Source organism: Streptomyces sp. NPDC002306 (assembly GCF_053593435.1).
Genome location: NZ_JBSFCK010000004.1, coordinates 222061 through 238228, shown reverse-complemented (window position 1 = coordinate 238228; position 16168 = coordinate 222061). Strand labels below are relative to the sequence as shown.

The window sequence follows — 16168 nt, the reverse complement described above, 5'->3', positions numbered from 1 at the left end:
TGATAGCCGTCGTTTATCGGTCGGTCGCCGACAAGCCTTGGACGCGGTGGCGGCTGCCGTTCGACAGTGGGCGAGAAGGGTTCAGAACGGCATATATCCCCCAAAGGACTCCGTCGTGACCGCTTTTTCCCCACCGCGCAACCCGATCACCGCCCTGTCCTGCCGCGCCCGTCCGGCGGCGGCCCGGGCTTCCCGTCCGGAACGCGGCCGTGCCGGTGGTCCGCGAGGCGCGGACCGCCGTACCCGTGCTTCGCGCCTCGCGGCTGTCGACGCGGGTGACCCCGGGCGGGCCGTCGTCGCGGTGCTCGTGGGCTGTGTCGCGCTGATCGTGGCCAAGGAGCTGGAGACCACGGGCAGCGGACTCGTCAGGTGGTCCGACTACGCGGTTCTCACGCCATCGGACGCCGCGTCCCTGCTGCGGATGTGGCACGCCCCGCTCGTGGTCGCCCTCGCCGCGTCGGCAGTGGGGTTGTCGTGCTGTGCCGCCTCTGTGGCGGGCCGGGTCCGCGCGCACCGGGACAGGCAGCTGAGGCGGCTCGGGACCGCCGGGGACCGGCTGGCACTGCTGACCACGGCGAGCGAACGGGTGGGCACCACCCTGGAGATGACGCGGACCGCCGGGGAGCTGGCGGAGGCCGCCGTCCCCCGGTTCGCCGACGCCGTCACGGTCGACCTCTTCGACGCCGTTCTGGACGGCGCGGAACCCCCGGCCGGGCCTTTCACGGGCGCGGTCACCCTGCGCCGCGCCGCCCAGCGGCCCGTCCGTTCGCAGACGGCTCCCGCCGAGGCGCCGCGGACGAGGGACAGCGACGCCGGGGAGGCCGCGGAGAGGCACGACCGTGACGACCACCCTCGGGTGACGCTGCCGGCTCGGTGGCTGGGGACGGCCCGGCCCGGCGGGGCCGGGTACCCGGACGACGCCGACACGCAGGCCCGGCCGGCACGGGGCCGGTCCACGGCGTCGTACACCCACCACGGTCCCCGGGCGGCGATCCTCGCCCCGCTGTGCGCCCAGGGGGTCACCCTCGGCGTGGTGACGTTCCTGCGGGACCGGTGCCGCGCGCCGTACGACAGCGACGATCTCGTCGTCGCCGGAGCGTTCGCCGAGCGGGCCGCGGTGTCCCTGGACAACGCCCGGCGCCACAAGCGGGAGCACGAAACCGCGCTGCGTATGCGCGGCGGCCTGTGCCCCGGGCGGCTGCCCGAGCCGGCGGCGGTGGAGGTGGCCGGCCGCCATCTGCGCGCGGGCTCCCGGGCAGCCGTCGGCGGTGACTGGTTCGACGTGATCCCGCTCTCCGGCGCCCGGGTCGCGCTCGTCGTCGGCGAGGTGGCGGGCGACGGCCTCCACGCCTCGGCGACCATGACCCGGCTGCGCGCCGCCGTCCGCACCCTGTCCCACATCGACCTGCCCCCCGACGAGCTCCTCACCCACCTCGACGACGTGTTCGTCGGCACGCTCTCCGCCGACGGCGCGAACCGGGCGCCCACCGAAGCGGCCGACACCGCGGGCGAGGCGAGCGCCACCTGCCTGTACGCGGTCTACGATCCGATCGCCGGCCGCCTGACACTGGCCAGCGCCGGTCACCGACCGCCCGTCCTGGTGGCGGCCGACGGCGGCGCGCGGACCGTCGAACTGCCCGTCGGGCCCGCCCTGGGCGGGGGACACCTCCCCTTCGAGGCCACGGAGACGGACGTTCCGCGGGGGAGCCTGCTGGCCCTCTACACCGACGGTCTCGTCCGGTCCCGCCCGCGCGGTCCCGACGGCGGACCGCGGGAACTGCTGACGGCTCTGGCCGGTCCGGCCCGCGAGGAGCTCACCGCCGACGAGTACTGCGCCTCCGTCCTCGACACCCTGGGCGACGGCCGGCCCGAGGCCGACGCGGCCCTGCTCGTCGCCCGTACCCGCGTCCTGGACACGGATCACGTGGCCGTATGGGAACTCCCCCCGGAATCCGCCGCCGTGGCCGACGCCCGTGCGCGGGTGGCGGACCGCCTGGCCTCCTGGGGACTGGAGGACGCGATCTTCACCACCGAGCTGGTCGTCAGCGAACTGGTGACCAACGCGATCCGCTACGCGACCCCGCCGGTCCGGCTCCAGCTCATCCGGGAGAACGACAGCCTGATCTGCGAGGTCTCGGACGGCAGTTCCACCGCGCCTCACGCGCGGCGCGCGAGGATCATGGACGAGGGCGGCCGAGGGCTGCTGATCGTCGCTCAGCTCGTCGACCGCTGGGGCACCCGCCACGGCCGCGACGGCAAGACGATCTGGGCGCAGCAGGCCGTGAAGGGCGGCACGGGAGCCGCCGTGGCCGGGTGACGCCCCTTCGGCCGGCCCGTGTCGCCAGGGTGCCCTGATGGGGGGAACGAAGGGTGTCAGGGCGACGTGACGCAGTGCCCGCTGTGGTCGGTGGAGGAGTGCGGGTTGGCGGCCGGGCCCTCGGTGCTCAGCAGGACGACCACCGAGGTCGGGCCGAGCCCCAGGTCCGCCCGGCGCGCCTCGGCGTCCATGCCGGTGAGCGCCGCGCGCAGCCCGGCGAGCGCGGCGGCCCCGCAGGGACCCGAGGACACCCCCAGAGCCGCCAGGCGGGCGGCGGCGTGGCAGCCGTCGGTGTCGGAGACGGCGATCGCCGCGTCCAGCCCGCCGTGCAGGTAGGGCCAGGCGATGCTGGACGGAGTGCCGCAGTTCAGCCCGGCCATGACGGTGTCCCCGGTGATCACGGTGACGGGTTCGCCGAGCAGGACGCTCCGCAGGACGCAGGCGGCGGTCTCGGGTTCCACCGACAGCAGCGCCGGAGCCCGGCCCGACGGTCTGCTGCGGTAGTGGGTGACCACGGCCTGGGCCAGCGACCCCACACCCACCGGTATGGAGACGAGGTCCGGCCCCTCGACGACTCCCACGTCCGCCAGTTGCTCGTCGATCTCGGCGCAGAGGGTGGAGTAGCCCTCGACGATCCATCCCGGGATGCGCTCGTAGCCCGCCCAAGCGGTGTCCTGAATCAGGACGGCGTCCGGTTCGGCGGCCGCCTCGGCCGCACGGCGTACGGCCTCGTCGTAGGGCCCCGCGACCACGGTGACCTCGGTCCGCTCGGCGACGATGGCCGCCACGGCCCGCGGATGCACACCCCTCGGTACGAACACGTGGGCGCGCTGCCCCGCCAGCCGCGCCACGCGGGCCACCGCACGGCCGTGGTTGCCGTCGGTGGCGGTCACCAGGGTGACGGGGCCCGGCACTTCGCCGTTCACGGCCAGCTCGGCCAGGGCGCGATGCACCGCCCAGGACGCGCCCAGCGCCTTGAACGCGGGCAGTCCCAGACGGTACGACTCGTCCTTGACGAAGACTCGGCCCACTCCCAACTCAGCGGCCAGCGGCGGTAGTTCCGTCAGAGGAGTGGGGGAGTAGTCGGTCAGTGAGCTGTGGAAGGCCCGTACCTCGGCAGGCGCGGACGCACATCGCCAGGCGCGGGCGTGCGGCCGCACGGACCACGGCGGCGCGGCGGGGCCGGGTGCGGGGGTCTCGAACACCTGACCAGGGTCCGACGGCCTCCCGCGATCGGTCCAGCGGACGATTCCCGCCTGAACTCATCCAATTCCCACCCTGACCGTCTCATCCCACGTGACCTGTACGTCGTCGGCCGCCCGGTCCGTCACAACTGGAGCGGCAGATGGCGGGGGCCGCGCAGCATGGCGTTCTGCCGGTAGGGGGGCGGGTCCTGGACGAGCTGTGCCGTGCCGAGGTGGGGGATCAGCGCGCCGAGCGCTGCCTCGGCTTCGATCCGGGCGAGCGGCGCGCCGAAGCACAGATGGATACCGCTGCCGAATCCGACGTGCTGGTTGTCCGGGCGGGTGGGATCGAACCGGTCGGGTTCGTTGAACCGCATGGGGTCGCGGCTGCCCGAGGCCAGCGCGAGGATGACGGACGTGCCGCCGGGGATCGTGGTGCCGGCGACGTCGATGTCGACGAGCGGAACCCTCTCCCGCATGTGGACCGGGGGCTCGTAGCGCAGCAGTTCCTCCACCGCCTGGGGCAGCAGGCCCGGGTCGTCACGCAGGCGGTCCAGCTGGTCGGGCCGGCGCAGCAGGGTGAGGACGCCGTTGGCGATCAGGTTGACCGTGGTCTCGTGTCCGGCGATGAACAACAAGATGGTGGTGACCGCCAGTTCCTCCTCGGTGAGGCGCATGGCGGGGTCCGGTTCGTTGATGAAGTCGGAGAGCATGTCGCCGGTGGGCCGGCCACGGCGCTGTTCGGCGAGCTGGACCAGGTAGGTGCCCATCTCCTGCCGCGCCTGGCCGGCCGCCTGGTCCCGTTCGGTGGTGTCACCCTCGGGTCCGATGTCGGCGGACGCGACGAGCGTGTCGGTCCAGGCCTGGAACAACTGCTCGTCCTTGTCCGGGATGCCAAGCAGGCGGCAGATCACGGTCACGGGCAGGGGGTAGGCGAAGTCGTCGACGACGTCGATCTGCCTGCCCTCCTGGAACACTTCCGCCAGTTCCTTCGTCAGCTGGGCGATCTCGCCGCGCATCGAGTCGACCCGGCCGGGGCTGTGCGGCGGGCCGAACGGCCGCATGGCCGAGTTGCGCAGCCGGTGGTGCTCGGGGTCGTCGAGCCGCAGGAACGGCGGCTGTCGCGTCACCTCGTACGGAGCGGGAGCGGTGCGCGAGCGCGGATCGGCGCTCATCCGGGGATCGTGCAGCAGCGCGACGATCTCGTGGTAGGTGCCGATCAGGTAGCTGCCGTCCGCCTGCCGCACCGCGGGCCCCGCCTCGCGGAGTTCGGCGTACAGCGGGTACGGGTCGGGGCGGTTCGCGTAGTCGGTGATCCGGGCCAGCAGGGTGTCGGAGGCCATGGTGGCTCCTCGTCGTGGGGCGGGACGTGGGTCAGCCGGGCTGCACCAGCGTCAGCCGGCGGTCCGGCAGGTGACCGGTGAGCGCCACGGTGGGGCCGTGCGACAGCCCCTTCGGATCCGGTACGTCGGACGGGATCGGGATGACGGCCGCGAGCGCGCGGTCCGCCGCGCCGGGCGGGGGCGGGAACGGCGCGGCCGTCTCGATCAGGTGCGTGTAGTACTCGAGCGCCTTGGCCATGTCGACGGTGACCGCCGCGGTGACCCGCCCCTGGTAGCCGTAGACCATCGCCAGACGGCGTTCCTCCAGCGAGCCCTGGGCGATGACCACATGGTCGGAGTAGGTGGGCACGCCCACCGACTTGATGTTGAACCCGAACTGGCTCGACCAGAACGTGGGGAGCGTCAGGTGCGGGCGCCGCAGGGGCCCTGGATTGACCATGTTGTGCGCCGCGACCTCGGCCTGCGCGACCGCGTTGCCCCAGTGCTCCAGGGACAGCATCTGGTACCCGAACAGCGGGTGCGGGAACCGTGAGACGTCACCGGCCACGAAGACGTCGTCGGTGACGATGCCGTACATGTCGAAGGCCCGGCAGCCGGCGTCGCAGGCGATGCCGCGCGGGTCGGCCGCCAGCCCGGACCGCGCCAGCCACTCGACGTTGCGCACCGCCCCCAGCGCCACGACGCACACGTCCGCGTCGACGCGGCTGCCGTCGGACAGGTCCGCACCGGTGAACCGGCCGCTCCGGTCGGCGCGCAGGGCGACGACCGTCACCCCGCAGCGCAGGTCCACGCCATGGTTGCGCTGCATGGCGGCGGCGAGTTTCGACAGGGTCCCGCCGAGCGCGCCCACCAGGGGCGCGGGGCCGCGTTCGGCGACGGTGACCTCAAGTCCCCGTTCCCGGCAGGCCGAGGCGATCTCCGAGCCGGTGAAGCCACCGCCGATCACCAGCACCCGGCTCGGCCCTGCGGCCAGCCGCTCGGACAGGCCCGCGGCCTCGTCGCGGGTGCGCAGGGTGAACACCCCGTCCAGGGCCGCTTCCTGCGGGTGGGGCCAGGGCCGTGCCCGGGTCCCGGTCGCGATCAGCAGGCGGTCGAACGGCAGTGACTCGCCGTCGTCCAGCAGTACCCGCTTGCCGAGCGTGTCCAGGCCGACGGCGCGTACCCCGAGCCGCCACTCGGCGTCCGGGTCCCGGCGTGTCGGCAGCGCCGTGGAGTCCGCGGGTACCTTGCCGAGCAGCACCTGCTTGGACAGCGGGGGCCGGTCGTAGGGCGGATAGGGTTCGTCGCCCACGACGGTCAGCGAGCCGCGGAAACCTTCCTCGCGGAGCGATTCCGCGGCCCGCAGGCCGGCCAGCGAGGCGCCGACGACGACGATGCGGCCGTCCAGCAGATCACCGGGCACGCGCGGTCACCCCCTCGCCGATCAGGATGGCCTGGACCGGGCACGCGGCCGCGGCCTGACGCACGCGTTCGTCCTGGCCGTTCGGGACGGCCGGGGCGTAGAGCAACCCCTCCTGGCCGTGCAGCTCGAACACCTCTGGAGCGAGGAAGACGCACTGCGCGTAGCCCTGGCAGCGCGTGAGATCCACAACGACCTGCATGGCCAGTCACTCCCTGAGTCGTACCGGCGTCCCCCTCTCCTTTCTACGCCGGTGCGGCACCGGACGCTCGTTCACGCCGTCAGGCCACCGGTACGGCCGGGTCGGCCACGAGATCGGCGTCGCCGCCCCTGACGGCGTCGCGGACACCGGCGGTCGCCTCGTGCGGCACTCCGAGGGGGACCGAGCTGACCTCGGAGAGGCGGGCGAACTGCTCAGGGGTGAGCCGGACATCCAGGGCGCCCAGGTAGTCGTCGAGCTGGGTGAGACTGCGCGGGCCGATGATCGGGGTGAAGGAGGTCGACGCCCGAGCCCCGCGCTCCCGGAGCCAGGCGACCGACACCTGGGCGGGCGTCGCGCCGGTCTCCTCGGCGATTGCCAGGACGGCGTCGACGACCGCGGTCTTCTGGTCGGTGCTCTCCGTGTGCACGAGCGTCTTCAGATCGGACAGCCGTCCGTCGGTGCCGCGGCGGTACTTGCCGGTCAGGAGTCCGCCGCCGAGCGGTGACCACAGCGCGGCGCCGAGCCCGAGGCTCTCGGCCATCGGCAGCAGCTCGCGGTCGCCGGTCCTCTCGACGAGGCTGTACTCGATCTGGATCCCGGCGACGGGTGCCCAGTTCTTCAGGTCCGCGAGGGTCGCGGCCCGCGAGACGCGCCAGGCCGGGAAGTTCGACAGGCCGACGTGCAGGATCTTGCCGGACCGCACCAGGTCGTCAAGCCCGCGCAGGATCTCCTCCATCGGCGTGAGGTCGTCGGGGAAGTGCACCCAGTACAGGTCGACGTAGTCGGTGCCGAGGCGCTTGAGGCTCGCCTCCAGTGAGGCGACCATGTTCTTCCGGCTGTTGCCCGTACTGGAGACGCCGGGCCGCGGGCCGGCCCCGTTGGTGAACTTGGTGGCCAGGACGAAGTGGTCCCGGTCCGCGGCGATGAACTTGCCCACCAGCTCCTCCGACTCGCCGAACTGGTAGGTGTCGGCGGTGTCGACGAAGGTTCCGCCGGCCTCGGCGAACCGGTCGAACATCCGGCGCGACTCGTCCGGGTCGGCGCCGGCGCCCCAGCCGGTGCCGAAGTTCCCGGTGCCGAGCGCGTACGCGGATACGCGCAGTCCTGTCCGTCGTCCGAAGGTGGTGTAACGCATGGGATCTCCTTGGTGCCGATCGCGCATCGACGTTCGTGGGGGGAGGGGAGAGGGGGCGTCGGTATCGGCGCGTTTCGACGGACGGGTGTCGTGGCGTCGTCGCGAACCGCCCGCGGCCGGATGGGGCGACATCCCGGACCGCTAAAGTAAGACAATCGGTCTACTTAAGGGTCCACCGTAGCGGGTCGTCCGGCCTATGTAAAACGATCGGTATCCTAGAGCGGTGACCGAACCTGACCCCGTACGTCGACGTCGTGGGCGTGGCGCCCGGGAGCGGATCCTCGCGGCGGCGGCCGAGCTGTTCACGGCGCAGGGGATCAACGCGACCGGCATGGACCAGCTCTCGACCGTCGCCGGCGTGTCGAAACGCACCCTCTACGTGCACTTCCCCAGCAAGGACGAGCTGGTCCAGGCGTATCTCCGGTCGCTGGAGGGCGACCTGCTGCCCGTTCTCACGCCTGCTGGCCGACCGGCGCCGGACCCTCGCGAGCGGCTCCTCGCGATCTTCGACGGACAGCCGCCCGACCCGAGCGCTCCGCTTCGGGGCTGTCCGTTCCTGAACGTCAGTGTCGAGATGCCCGACCCCGACCACCCCGCCCACCGGCTGGCCGCGGAGTACAAGCGGGAGTTCGCCCGCCGCCTCGCGGCCGTCGCACGGCAGGCCGGGATCCCCGGCCCGGAAACCCTCGGCGAACAGCTCGCGCTGCTGTTCGACGGTGCGGCGGCCCGGGGTACGGCACTCGACAGCGCGCACACCGGCCCGTGCGCGCGCTCCATCGCGGAGACACTGATCGACGCGGCCCTCGCCCGACGCGGGCCCGGTACCGCCCCATGAGCGCGACACCGGGCTGACCCCGAAGGCAGGCCCTAGACCAGCGGGTGGGCCGACGCGAAGGATCCGTTGTGGTGGACGAGCGGCCTGGCCTCCTCCACGAGGGCGCCCGAGTCGATCTCGCCGACGACCAGGAGGTGGTCACCGACGGTCTGACGGAGCGTGACGCGGGCCGAGAGCCAGGCCGTCACCCCGTCGAGGATCGGCAGACCGTCCTGCTGAGGGTGCCACGCGACACCGGCGAAGCGGTCCACACCGCTGCGGGCGAACCGGCCGGCGAGACCCGCGTTGGGGGTGCCGAGGACATGGACGGCGAAGCGGTCCGCGCGGCGCGCGGCCGGGGTGCTGGACGCTTCGAGGCCGACGCAGAACGACACCAGGGCCGGCCGCAGGGAGACGGAGGTGAAGGAGGTCGCGGTGAAGCCGACGGGACCCGGGAAGGTGATCACCGTGACGCCGGCCGCGTGACGGCGCAGGGTATCGCGGAGGACGCCCGCACCGTCGGGGGCCGGGCGGGAGGGTGCCGGGTTCCGCTGGAGGGGAGCGGTCATGCCCTGTCCTTTCGAGAGCTTCTCGGCTGCTTCGAGCGGTGGAACCGGCTCACCAGGCACTCGACTCCACCGCGACGGCGGGTACCAGCGAGGTGCGCAGCGCTTCCAGGAACGTCACGACCTCGGCCGCCACCGAGCGGTGCTGCAGGTCGTTGAGGACGTCGTGGTGCGCGTCGCGGACCACCGCCAGACGGGAGCGGGGCAGTGACTTCGCGGTGGCGGCCAGGGCGTCGTGGTCCGCGAGCGGGTCCGCGTCGCCGGCCAGGATCAGGGTGGGGACCGTGATCGCACCGCGGTACGCCGCGTCGAGCAGCGCACCCGGCACGGCGACGTCGAGCGCACCGCGCTCGGCCCGGGAGTCGTCGGTCAGGACACCGCGGTGGGCCGGGCAGGAGGTGCGGATGTCGAGCTCGTCGTCCCACGAGCCGCCGGTGGCCGCGGACCGTCCCGGAAGCCCCGCGAGCACGACCGCGTCCGGCTGCCGGACGGCCGACGACCGCCCGACGAGCGCCGCGACGGCCGCGGCGCCGGTGTCGGCACCGATGAACACCACGGGGCCCACGACCGCGTCCCCGCTCACGGCGCCCCGCACGGCGGCGGTGAGCTGGTCGCCGAACCGGGCCAACGAACCGGTCACGTCGTCGGCGTCGATCCGCGGGGCGTCGACGACCCGGACACGGTAGGCGTCGGCGGCCAGCCGCTTGCCGAATCGGGCGTAGGCCGCCCGGCTCTCTCCGCGCCCCGGCACCACGACGACCGTGCCGCGGGTACGGAGCCCCTCGGGGCCGAAGTGGTCGGTGTACTCGGTCATGTCAGGCTCCTGCGGGTGCGGGTGCGGGTGCGGGTGCGGGTGCGGGTGCGGGGTGGCGTCCGCGTTCGGTGGCGGGCTGCCAGCCCAGGGCGGGCGCCACTTCCGTCGCGATGAGCTCCAGGGCCCGGATCGCGGCGTCGTGGTCGGGGACGGCGGGGTTGAACTGCGTGATGAGATCGGTCGCCACGGGCAGGACCTTCTCCCGGCCGAGCGCGGCGATCACGTCGTCGGGATGACCGTGGAACGAGTGGAAGCGGCGCAGTGCCTCGTCCACGTCCAGACCCTTCGGGAAGGCGCCGTTCTTCGCCATCCGGTGCGCCGCCCCGAGGACGTCGTCGCCGATCTGCCGGAGGGCCGTCCGCGTGTCCCTGGCCGGGAACACGAACCGCGACAGCCCGATACGTGGGCGGCGCGGCGCGTCCCAGGAGGCGAGGAACGCGTCCGCCCAGGGACGTTGGACCTCGTCGGTCGCGGCGTCGTGACCGTACGCCGCACGGTTGAGCAGCAGGTTCGACCCTCGGCCGGCGGCGTGCCGCGCGCCGGCCGCGCTGAAGACGCCCTGCCAGATCCGGTCGGTGAAGTCGCCGGCCGTCGGCTGGATGCGGAATCCCGGCGTTCGTACCTCCTCGCCGGCCAGGGCCTGGCGCAACACCGCGAGGTGCTCGGTGGTCAGCTCGCGTCTACGGGAGACGTCCTGGCCGAACGCCGCGTACTCCACCTCGCTCCCGCCACTGCCCACGCCGATCTCGACGCGGCCGCCGCTGAGGGTGTCGACGACGGCGATGTCCTCGGCGAGGCGGACCGGGTCCTCCAGCGGCAGGATCGTGATCGCGGTGCCGAGCCGGATCCGGGTGGTCCGCGCGGCGGCGTGGGCGAGGAACGTCCACGGGGAGGAGAGGCCGCCCCCGCCGAGGGAGACATGGTGCTGGGCCACCCAGCCGGTGTCGAAGCCGAGTTCGTCGGCCGCGACGAAGAGTTCCTGGGCGTTGCGGTACGTCCGGGCCAGGTCGGGGCCCCGGCCCTGGACATGGGTGAGGAAGCCGAGTCGGAAGCGTGGGATCGGTGCGGTGGTCATGCGATCACTGCCTTTCAGGGTTCACACGGTCCCGCCGTGCCCGCCGCGACGAGGGCGTCCCGTCCACGCGGTCGGCGCCGCCATGAGGATCGACGTGTCCGTGCCGGGTCCGGCCCTCAGTCGCTCACGAGCTGGGGCCTGCGGGTGTGACGGTTGGCCGGGACCGGCAGCCCGAGGTTGCCGCGCAGGGTGTCGGCCTCGTACTCGGTCCTGAACAGACCGCGCCGCTGGAGGAGCGGCACGACACCGTCGACGAAGAGTCCCAGGTCGTCGTTGTTGCGGAAGGCGAGGTTGATGCCGTCGAAGGTGCCGGCGTCGAACCACTCCTCGATGGTGTCGGCGACCGTCTTCGGCGACCCGACGAACGGCGAACGGCGGAAGTCACCGACAGAGTCGGCCACTTGCCGGAGCGTCAGTCCCTCGGCCTTGGCGCGCTCGATGAGCTTGGCCGCGCCGGTCCGGCCGCCCTTCTCGGCAAGGTGCGCGACATCCGGGAACGGGGCGTCCAGGTCGTGCACGCTGAAGTCGTACGCGCCGAAGGACCGGCCGAGGAGCGCGAGGTTGCGGCCGAAGTCGTTGTCCTCCTCGAAGATCTCCCGCTCGCGCCGCCTGGCCGCCTCGTCGGTGGCAGCGACCACCGGCCCGCCGTGGATGAAGATCTTGATGTGCTCGGGGTCGCGTCCGTAGGCCGCGGTGCGCTTCTTGATGTCGGTGTAGTACTCCCGCGCCTGCTGGAGTGAGCCGCCCGGCGCGTAGATGCCCTCGGCGACCTGCGCGGCGAGGTCACGGCCCTCCTCGGAGACCCCCGCCTGGAAGATCACCGGCTGGCCCTGTGCCGAGCGGGACAGGTTGAGCGGGCCGGCGACCTTGAAGTGTTCGCCGTCGTGCCGGAGTTCGTGCAGCTTCGCCGGGTCGAGGAAGACGTTCCGCGCCACGTCGGCCGGGAACGCGTCGTCCTCGTAGGAGTCCCACAGCCCGCGGGCCACCTGGACGAACTCCAGCGCGCGGCCGTAGCGGGTGGTGTAGTCGAGGTGTTCGTCGAGCCCGAAGTTCCTGGACGTGCCGGTGTCGAAGCTCGTGACCACGTTCCAGCCGGCGCGTCCACCGCTGATGTGGTCCAGGGAGGCGAAGCGCCGGGCGAGGTTGAACGGCGAGTTGTACGTCGAACTCGCCGTGCCGACCAGGCCGATGTGCCGGGTGTGGGTGGCGACCGCCGACAGCAGCGTGAGCGGCTCCAGCCGGTTGAGATAGTGCGCCGGGTAGGTGGCGTTGATGAACTGGCTGTCGACGATGAACAGGGCGTCGAAGAGCGCGTGTTCGGCGGCCTGGGCCTGCGCGATGTAGTAGTTGATGTCGATGCTGGCGTTCTTCGCGACGCGCGGGTCCTTCCACAGGCCGTGCTGGCCGGGGCCGCCGACGCCGTAGGGGTGCAGCGCGAGGTGGATCCTGCGGGACATGTGAGTTCCTTTCGAGGGGTTCAGGGGGTTCAGGGGGTTCAGGGGGTTCAGGGGGTTCAGGGGGTTCAGGGGGTTCGACGGGTTCGCGAGGCCGAGGCGCTTCGGAGGGGTGTGGTGACCTCAGGCGTCCAACAGCGCGCGCAGCGCCTCGCGTTCGGTCCGGTCGGCCGAAGCGCCGCGCAGCGTGGGCGCGGAGCTGACGAGCAGTCGGGTGTAGGCGTGCCGGGGCCGGGTGATGACGTCGCGTGCGGCGCCGACCTCGACGAGTTCGCCCTCGTAGAGCACCGCGATGCGATCGGCGATGCCGGCGACGGATCCGAGGTCGTGCGAGATGAAGACGAGGGCCACACCGGCGGCGCGGAGTTCCTTGAGGATCCGCAGGATCTGGACCCGGTTGGCCGAGTCCAGCGCGCTGACCGGCTCGTCGAGGATGACCAGTCGCGGCTCGGTGACCAGCGCCCGGGCCACCGCGACCCGCTGCCGCTGCCCGCCGGAGAGCTCCCCGGGCAGCCGGTCGAACAGTTCGTCGGTGAGGTGCACGCGGGCGAGGAACGCGCGGGCCCGGCCGGTGGCCTCCTCTCGTGGGACGCCCTGGACGAGCAACGGCTCGGTCAGGGACTCCGCCACGGTGAGGTCCGGGTCGAGGCTGCGCAGCGGGTCCTGGAAGACGTACTGCACCGTGCCGCGGCGGCGCAGGGCGCGCCACTGCCGCCGGCCGTGGTCGCTGACATCCTCGTCGCCGATGACGATCCGGCCCGCCGAGGCCCGTACCAGGCCCAGCACGGTACGGGCGAAGGTGGACTTGCCCGACCCGGTCTCGCCGATGATCCCGACCGTCTCGCCGGGCGCGACGCTCAGCGAGACGCCGTGCAGCGCGCGGCGGCGCCGTCGGCGGGGGCCGTAGTGCACATCCAGCCCGGTGACGTCCAGGACGGTACGCGCGGGAGCGGTGGTGTCCTGAGGGAACTCGGTGGTCACGACGCGTCCTCCCGCGAGGTGCGGAACTTCTCCAGGCCGTACTGTTCGTGCTCGGCGATGAGCAGCCGGGTGTACTCGTGACGCGGGTGCTGGAGCACCTGCCGCGTCGGACCGTGCTCCACGACCTCGCCCCGGCGCATGACGAGGACCTCGTCGCAGAGTTGCGCGACGACGGCCAGGTCGTGCGAGACGACCACGAGGGCCAGTCCGGCCCGCTCGCGCAGTTCGGCGAGCAGGTCGAGGATCTCGGCCTGCACGGTGACGTCGAGCGCCGTCGTCGCCTCGTCGGCGATGAGGATCTTCGGGTCGGCGGCGATCGCCGCCGCGATCAGGACGCGTTGGAGCATGCCGCCCGAGAGCTCATGGGTGTACTGGCGGTAGACCAGTTCCGGGTCGCGCAGTCGCATGGCCTGGAGCAACTCGACGGCGCGGTGCCGGGCTTCGCGGCGCTTCAGCCCCTTCTTGACCTGGATGACCTCGGTCAGTTGGCGGCCCACGCGGATCGAGGGGTTGAGGTAGGAGGCCGGGTCCTGGAAGACCGCGCTGATCGTGGCGCCCCGTAGAGCCGTCCACTGCTGAGGTGTCAGCGTCGCGATGTCGGTGCCGGTGATCTCGATCGAGCCGCCGGTGACCTCGAAGTGCGACGGCAGGATGCCCAGGGCGGCCCGGCAGGTGAGGGTCTTGCCGCTGCCGGACTCACCGACGATGCCGACCGTTTTGCCCGGGGTGAGTTCGAAGCTCACCCCGTGGACGATCTCCCGGTCGCCGGCGTGGTCGGTGACGCGGACCCCCCGCAGGGACAACACCGGTGAGGAGGTCGCCGAGGAAGCGGGGGGCGCGGTGGTCGCACCGGTGGGCGCGGGGGCCGAGTCGGCCGGGTCGGTGGCGGTTCCGGCGGCCGCACGGGCGGTGGTGTTCCGGCTTGTGTCGGGCGCGGCGTTCTTGGACAGTGTCGTCATCACGCACCTTTGGCGGTCACGGTGTCGGAGTGGTCGAGGCGGTTGGCGCGGGCCTTGCGGTTGTTGACGAAGGCTCGGCCCGCTTCGCCGGAGACATCGCGGATCGCGTCGGCGAGCAGGTTCGCCGCCCAGACGGTGATCATGATCAGCAGTGCCGGGGCGAGTGGCGCCCACGGCTGGTAGCCGAGGTAACCCAGGTCGGACGCCAGCAGGCCGCCCCAGGTGGGCGCGGGCGGCTGGACGCCGATGCCGAGGAACGTCAGGCTCGAGACGATGATGAAGCCGGTGCCGATGGTCTGGGCGAGTGCCACCGCGATCGGCGGGAGCACCTTGACCCAGACGTGACGGCGTACGACCCAGCCGACGGAGGCACCGGAGATGATCGCGGCCTCCACGTAGGGCGAGCGGGCGACCGCCAACGTGGCGGCGCGGGCCACCCGGTAGAACAGCGGGGAGACCAACGCGCCGGTGACGAGCATGGCTTGGGTGATGCCGTTGCCGAGCAGCGCGATCACGGCGACGGCGAACAGCAGGAACGGCAGGGCGACCAGGGTGTCGGCCAGACGCAGGGTGATCCATTCGAAGGTCCGGCCCAGGTAGACCGAGAGCATGCCGGGGATCGCGCCGACGACCAGCGCCATCAGGGCCACTTCGAGCGAGCCGAGCACGCTGACGCGCGAGCCGTCGAGCAGTCGGCTCAGTACGTCCCGGCCGAGGTGGTCCGTGCCCAGCCAGTGTGCGCTCGACGCCGCCGCGAGCGTGTTGTCGCTGGTGGCCAGGGGGTTCTGCGGGGCGAGCAAGGGACCGAACAACGCCAGTACGGCGATCACGGCGAGGACCGCGACGGCGACCCGGCCGGACACAAGGGTGAGCACGCGACGCACCATGGTCATACCCCCCGCTGCGATGCCGGCGTCACACGGGCCAGCACCAGGTTGACGATCAGGTTGAACAGGACGACCAGGACGATCGACACCACGAGCACTCCCTGCACGGCCGGCACATCACCGGCCTGCGCGGACTCGTTGGCGAATCTGCCGAAGCCCTGGAGGCCGAAGATCCACTCGGTCACGACGGAGGCGCCGACCAGGGCGGGGAACTTCAGGCCGAGGGTGGCGAGGGCCGGCCCGATGCCGTTGCGCAGGACGTGCACGAGGAAGATCCGACGGGGGCTCAGTCCACGCACCACCGCGCCCGTCACATAGTTCTCGCGGTAGGCCGCGATCAGGCTGCTGCGGAGCTGGCGGGCGACATCGGCGACGATGTCGAAGCTCAGCGCGATCGCCGGGAGTGTGATGTGCGCGAGCCACGGCCCGAACCCCTGCTCGGCCGGGATGTAACCGGCCGAGGGGAACAGATGGAGTCCGACGGCGAGGACGGCCACCAGCAGGATGCCGACGACGAAGGCCGGCATCACCGAGATCACGGTGACGAAGCCGGTGATCGCCCGGTCGATCCAGGTGGTGCGCCGCACCGCCGCCACCGTGCCCAGGGCGAAGCCGAGGACTACGCCGATGAGCAGCGCGAACGTGGCGACGGACAGGCTCACTCCGAGGCCGAGGCCGATGAGCGTGGAGATGTCGGCGCCGTTGGTCCAGCTCGCTCCGAGCTGACCGTGCAGGACGTCGGTGAACCAGTCCCCGTACTGGACCAGAAAGGGCCTGTCGAGCCCCCACTGGGCCTCGACCCGGTGGACCGCTTCGGGAGTCGCCTCCTCGCCCAGCTGGATCCGCGCCGGGCTGAGTCCGCTCAGCGACCGCAGCGCGAACGTCACGAACGTCGCGACCAGGAAGACCGGCACGAAGATCGTGATCGACCGGGCGAGGGTGACCAGCACGCGCGTCAGCGTGTGCCGCGCCCTGGTCACGGCGACCCCGCGACGGCGGGCGTGCTCGGCCGGTACCGCGGTTGTCGTCATGGGATTG

At 72.4% G+C, this 16168-nt stretch carries 15 protein-coding genes; 2 read left to right on the top strand and 13 right to left on the bottom strand.

Annotated features, from left to right (window positions below; genetic code table 11):
* Window positions 1-115 precede the first annotated feature (115 nt).
* Complete coding sequence (locus ACWCQK_RS11250; protein WP_451154331.1) at window positions 116-2317, top strand: SpoIIE family protein phosphatase; 2202 nt, start codon at window positions 116-118, stop codon at window positions 2315-2317.
* 56 nt (window positions 2318-2373) lie between these two features.
* Here ACWCQK_RS11250 and ACWCQK_RS11245 read toward each other — a convergent pair whose 3' ends face one another.
* From ACWCQK_RS11245 to ACWCQK_RS11225, 5 genes are all read right to left on the bottom strand, one after another.
* Window positions 2374-3522 (bottom strand): diaminopropionate ammonia-lyase, encoded by a 1149-nt coding sequence (locus ACWCQK_RS11245; RefSeq protein WP_451154329.1) that lies wholly within the window; start codon window positions 3520-3522, stop codon window positions 2374-2376.
* 122 nt (window positions 3523-3644) lie between these two features.
* Window positions 3645-4844 carry a cytochrome P450 gene (locus ACWCQK_RS11240; protein WP_451154327.1) on the bottom strand — a complete coding sequence of 400 codons (1200 nt, stop codon included), beginning with the start codon at window positions 4842-4844 and terminating at the stop codon, window positions 3645-3647.
* Window positions 4845-4875: 31 nt separating this feature from the next.
* Window positions 4876-6246: an NAD(P)/FAD-dependent oxidoreductase gene (locus ACWCQK_RS11235; RefSeq protein WP_451154325.1), complete on the bottom strand. Its 1371-nt coding sequence runs from the start codon at window positions 6244-6246 to the stop codon at window positions 4876-4878.
* Window positions 6236-6445: a ferredoxin gene (locus ACWCQK_RS11230; RefSeq protein ID WP_451154323.1), complete on the bottom strand. Its 210-nt coding sequence runs from the start codon at window positions 6443-6445 to the stop codon at window positions 6236-6238. Before ACWCQK_RS11230 ends, ACWCQK_RS11235 begins: the two co-directional genes overlap by 11 nt.
* A 79-nt stretch (window positions 6446-6524) precedes the next feature.
* Window positions 6525-7580 carry an aldo/keto reductase gene (locus ACWCQK_RS11225; protein WP_451154321.1) on the bottom strand — a complete coding sequence of 352 codons (1056 nt, stop codon included), beginning with the start codon at window positions 7578-7580 and terminating at the stop codon, window positions 6525-6527.
* A gap of 223 nt (window positions 7581-7803) precedes the next feature.
* Between ACWCQK_RS11225 and ACWCQK_RS11220 the strand changes: the two genes are divergently transcribed.
* On the top strand, window positions 7804-8415 hold the full coding sequence (locus tag ACWCQK_RS11220; protein ID WP_451154319.1) for a TetR/AcrR family transcriptional regulator: 612 nt from the start codon (window positions 7804-7806) through the stop codon (window positions 8413-8415).
* Between the two features lie 32 nt (window positions 8416-8447).
* Here the strand turns inward: ACWCQK_RS11220 and ACWCQK_RS11215 are convergent, their stop codons facing one another.
* The 8 genes from ACWCQK_RS11215 to ACWCQK_RS11180 all read right to left on the bottom strand — a co-directional run bounded on the left by ACWCQK_RS11215 (window position 8448) and on the right by ACWCQK_RS11180 (window position 16161).
* Complete coding sequence (locus tag ACWCQK_RS11215; protein WP_451154317.1) at window positions 8448-8963, bottom strand: flavin reductase family protein; 516 nt, start codon at window positions 8961-8963, stop codon at window positions 8448-8450.
* A 49-nt stretch (window positions 8964-9012) separates the two neighbouring features.
* Window positions 9013-9774 carry an alpha/beta hydrolase gene (locus ACWCQK_RS11210; protein ID WP_451154316.1) on the bottom strand — a complete coding sequence of 254 codons (762 nt, stop codon included), beginning with the start codon at window positions 9772-9774 and terminating at the stop codon, window positions 9013-9015.
* A gap of 1 nt (window position 9775) precedes the next feature.
* The gene (locus ACWCQK_RS11205) at window positions 9776-10849 is read right to left on the bottom strand and encodes an LLM class flavin-dependent oxidoreductase (RefSeq protein WP_451154314.1); all 1074 of its coding nucleotides are present in this window, start codon (window positions 10847-10849) and stop codon (window positions 9776-9778) included.
* Window positions 10850-10965: 116 nt separating this feature from the next.
* Entirely contained in the window at window positions 10966-12306 is a 1341-nt protein-coding gene (locus ACWCQK_RS11200; protein ID WP_451154312.1) for an NtaA/DmoA family FMN-dependent monooxygenase, read from the bottom strand.
* A gap of 120 nt (window positions 12307-12426) precedes the next feature.
* On the bottom strand, window positions 12427-13284 hold the full coding sequence (locus tag ACWCQK_RS11195; protein WP_451154310.1) for an ABC transporter ATP-binding protein: 858 nt from the start codon (window positions 13282-13284) through the stop codon (window positions 12427-12429).
* Complete coding sequence (locus ACWCQK_RS11190; protein ID WP_451154308.1) at window positions 13281-14243, bottom strand: ABC transporter ATP-binding protein; 963 nt, start codon at window positions 14241-14243, stop codon at window positions 13281-13283. The genes ACWCQK_RS11195 and ACWCQK_RS11190 overlap by 4 nt, the downstream gene beginning before the upstream one ends.
* Window positions 14243-15130 (bottom strand): ABC transporter permease, encoded by an 888-nt coding sequence (locus ACWCQK_RS11185; RefSeq protein WP_451154306.1) that lies wholly within the window; start codon window positions 15128-15130, stop codon window positions 14243-14245. The genes ACWCQK_RS11190 and ACWCQK_RS11185 overlap by 1 nt, the downstream gene beginning before the upstream one ends.
* Window positions 15131-15132: 2 nt before the next feature.
* Complete coding sequence (locus tag ACWCQK_RS11180) at window positions 15133-16161, bottom strand: ABC transporter permease (protein ID WP_451154304.1); 1029 nt, start codon at window positions 16159-16161, stop codon at window positions 15133-15135.
* Window positions 16162-16168 lie beyond the last annotated feature (7 nt).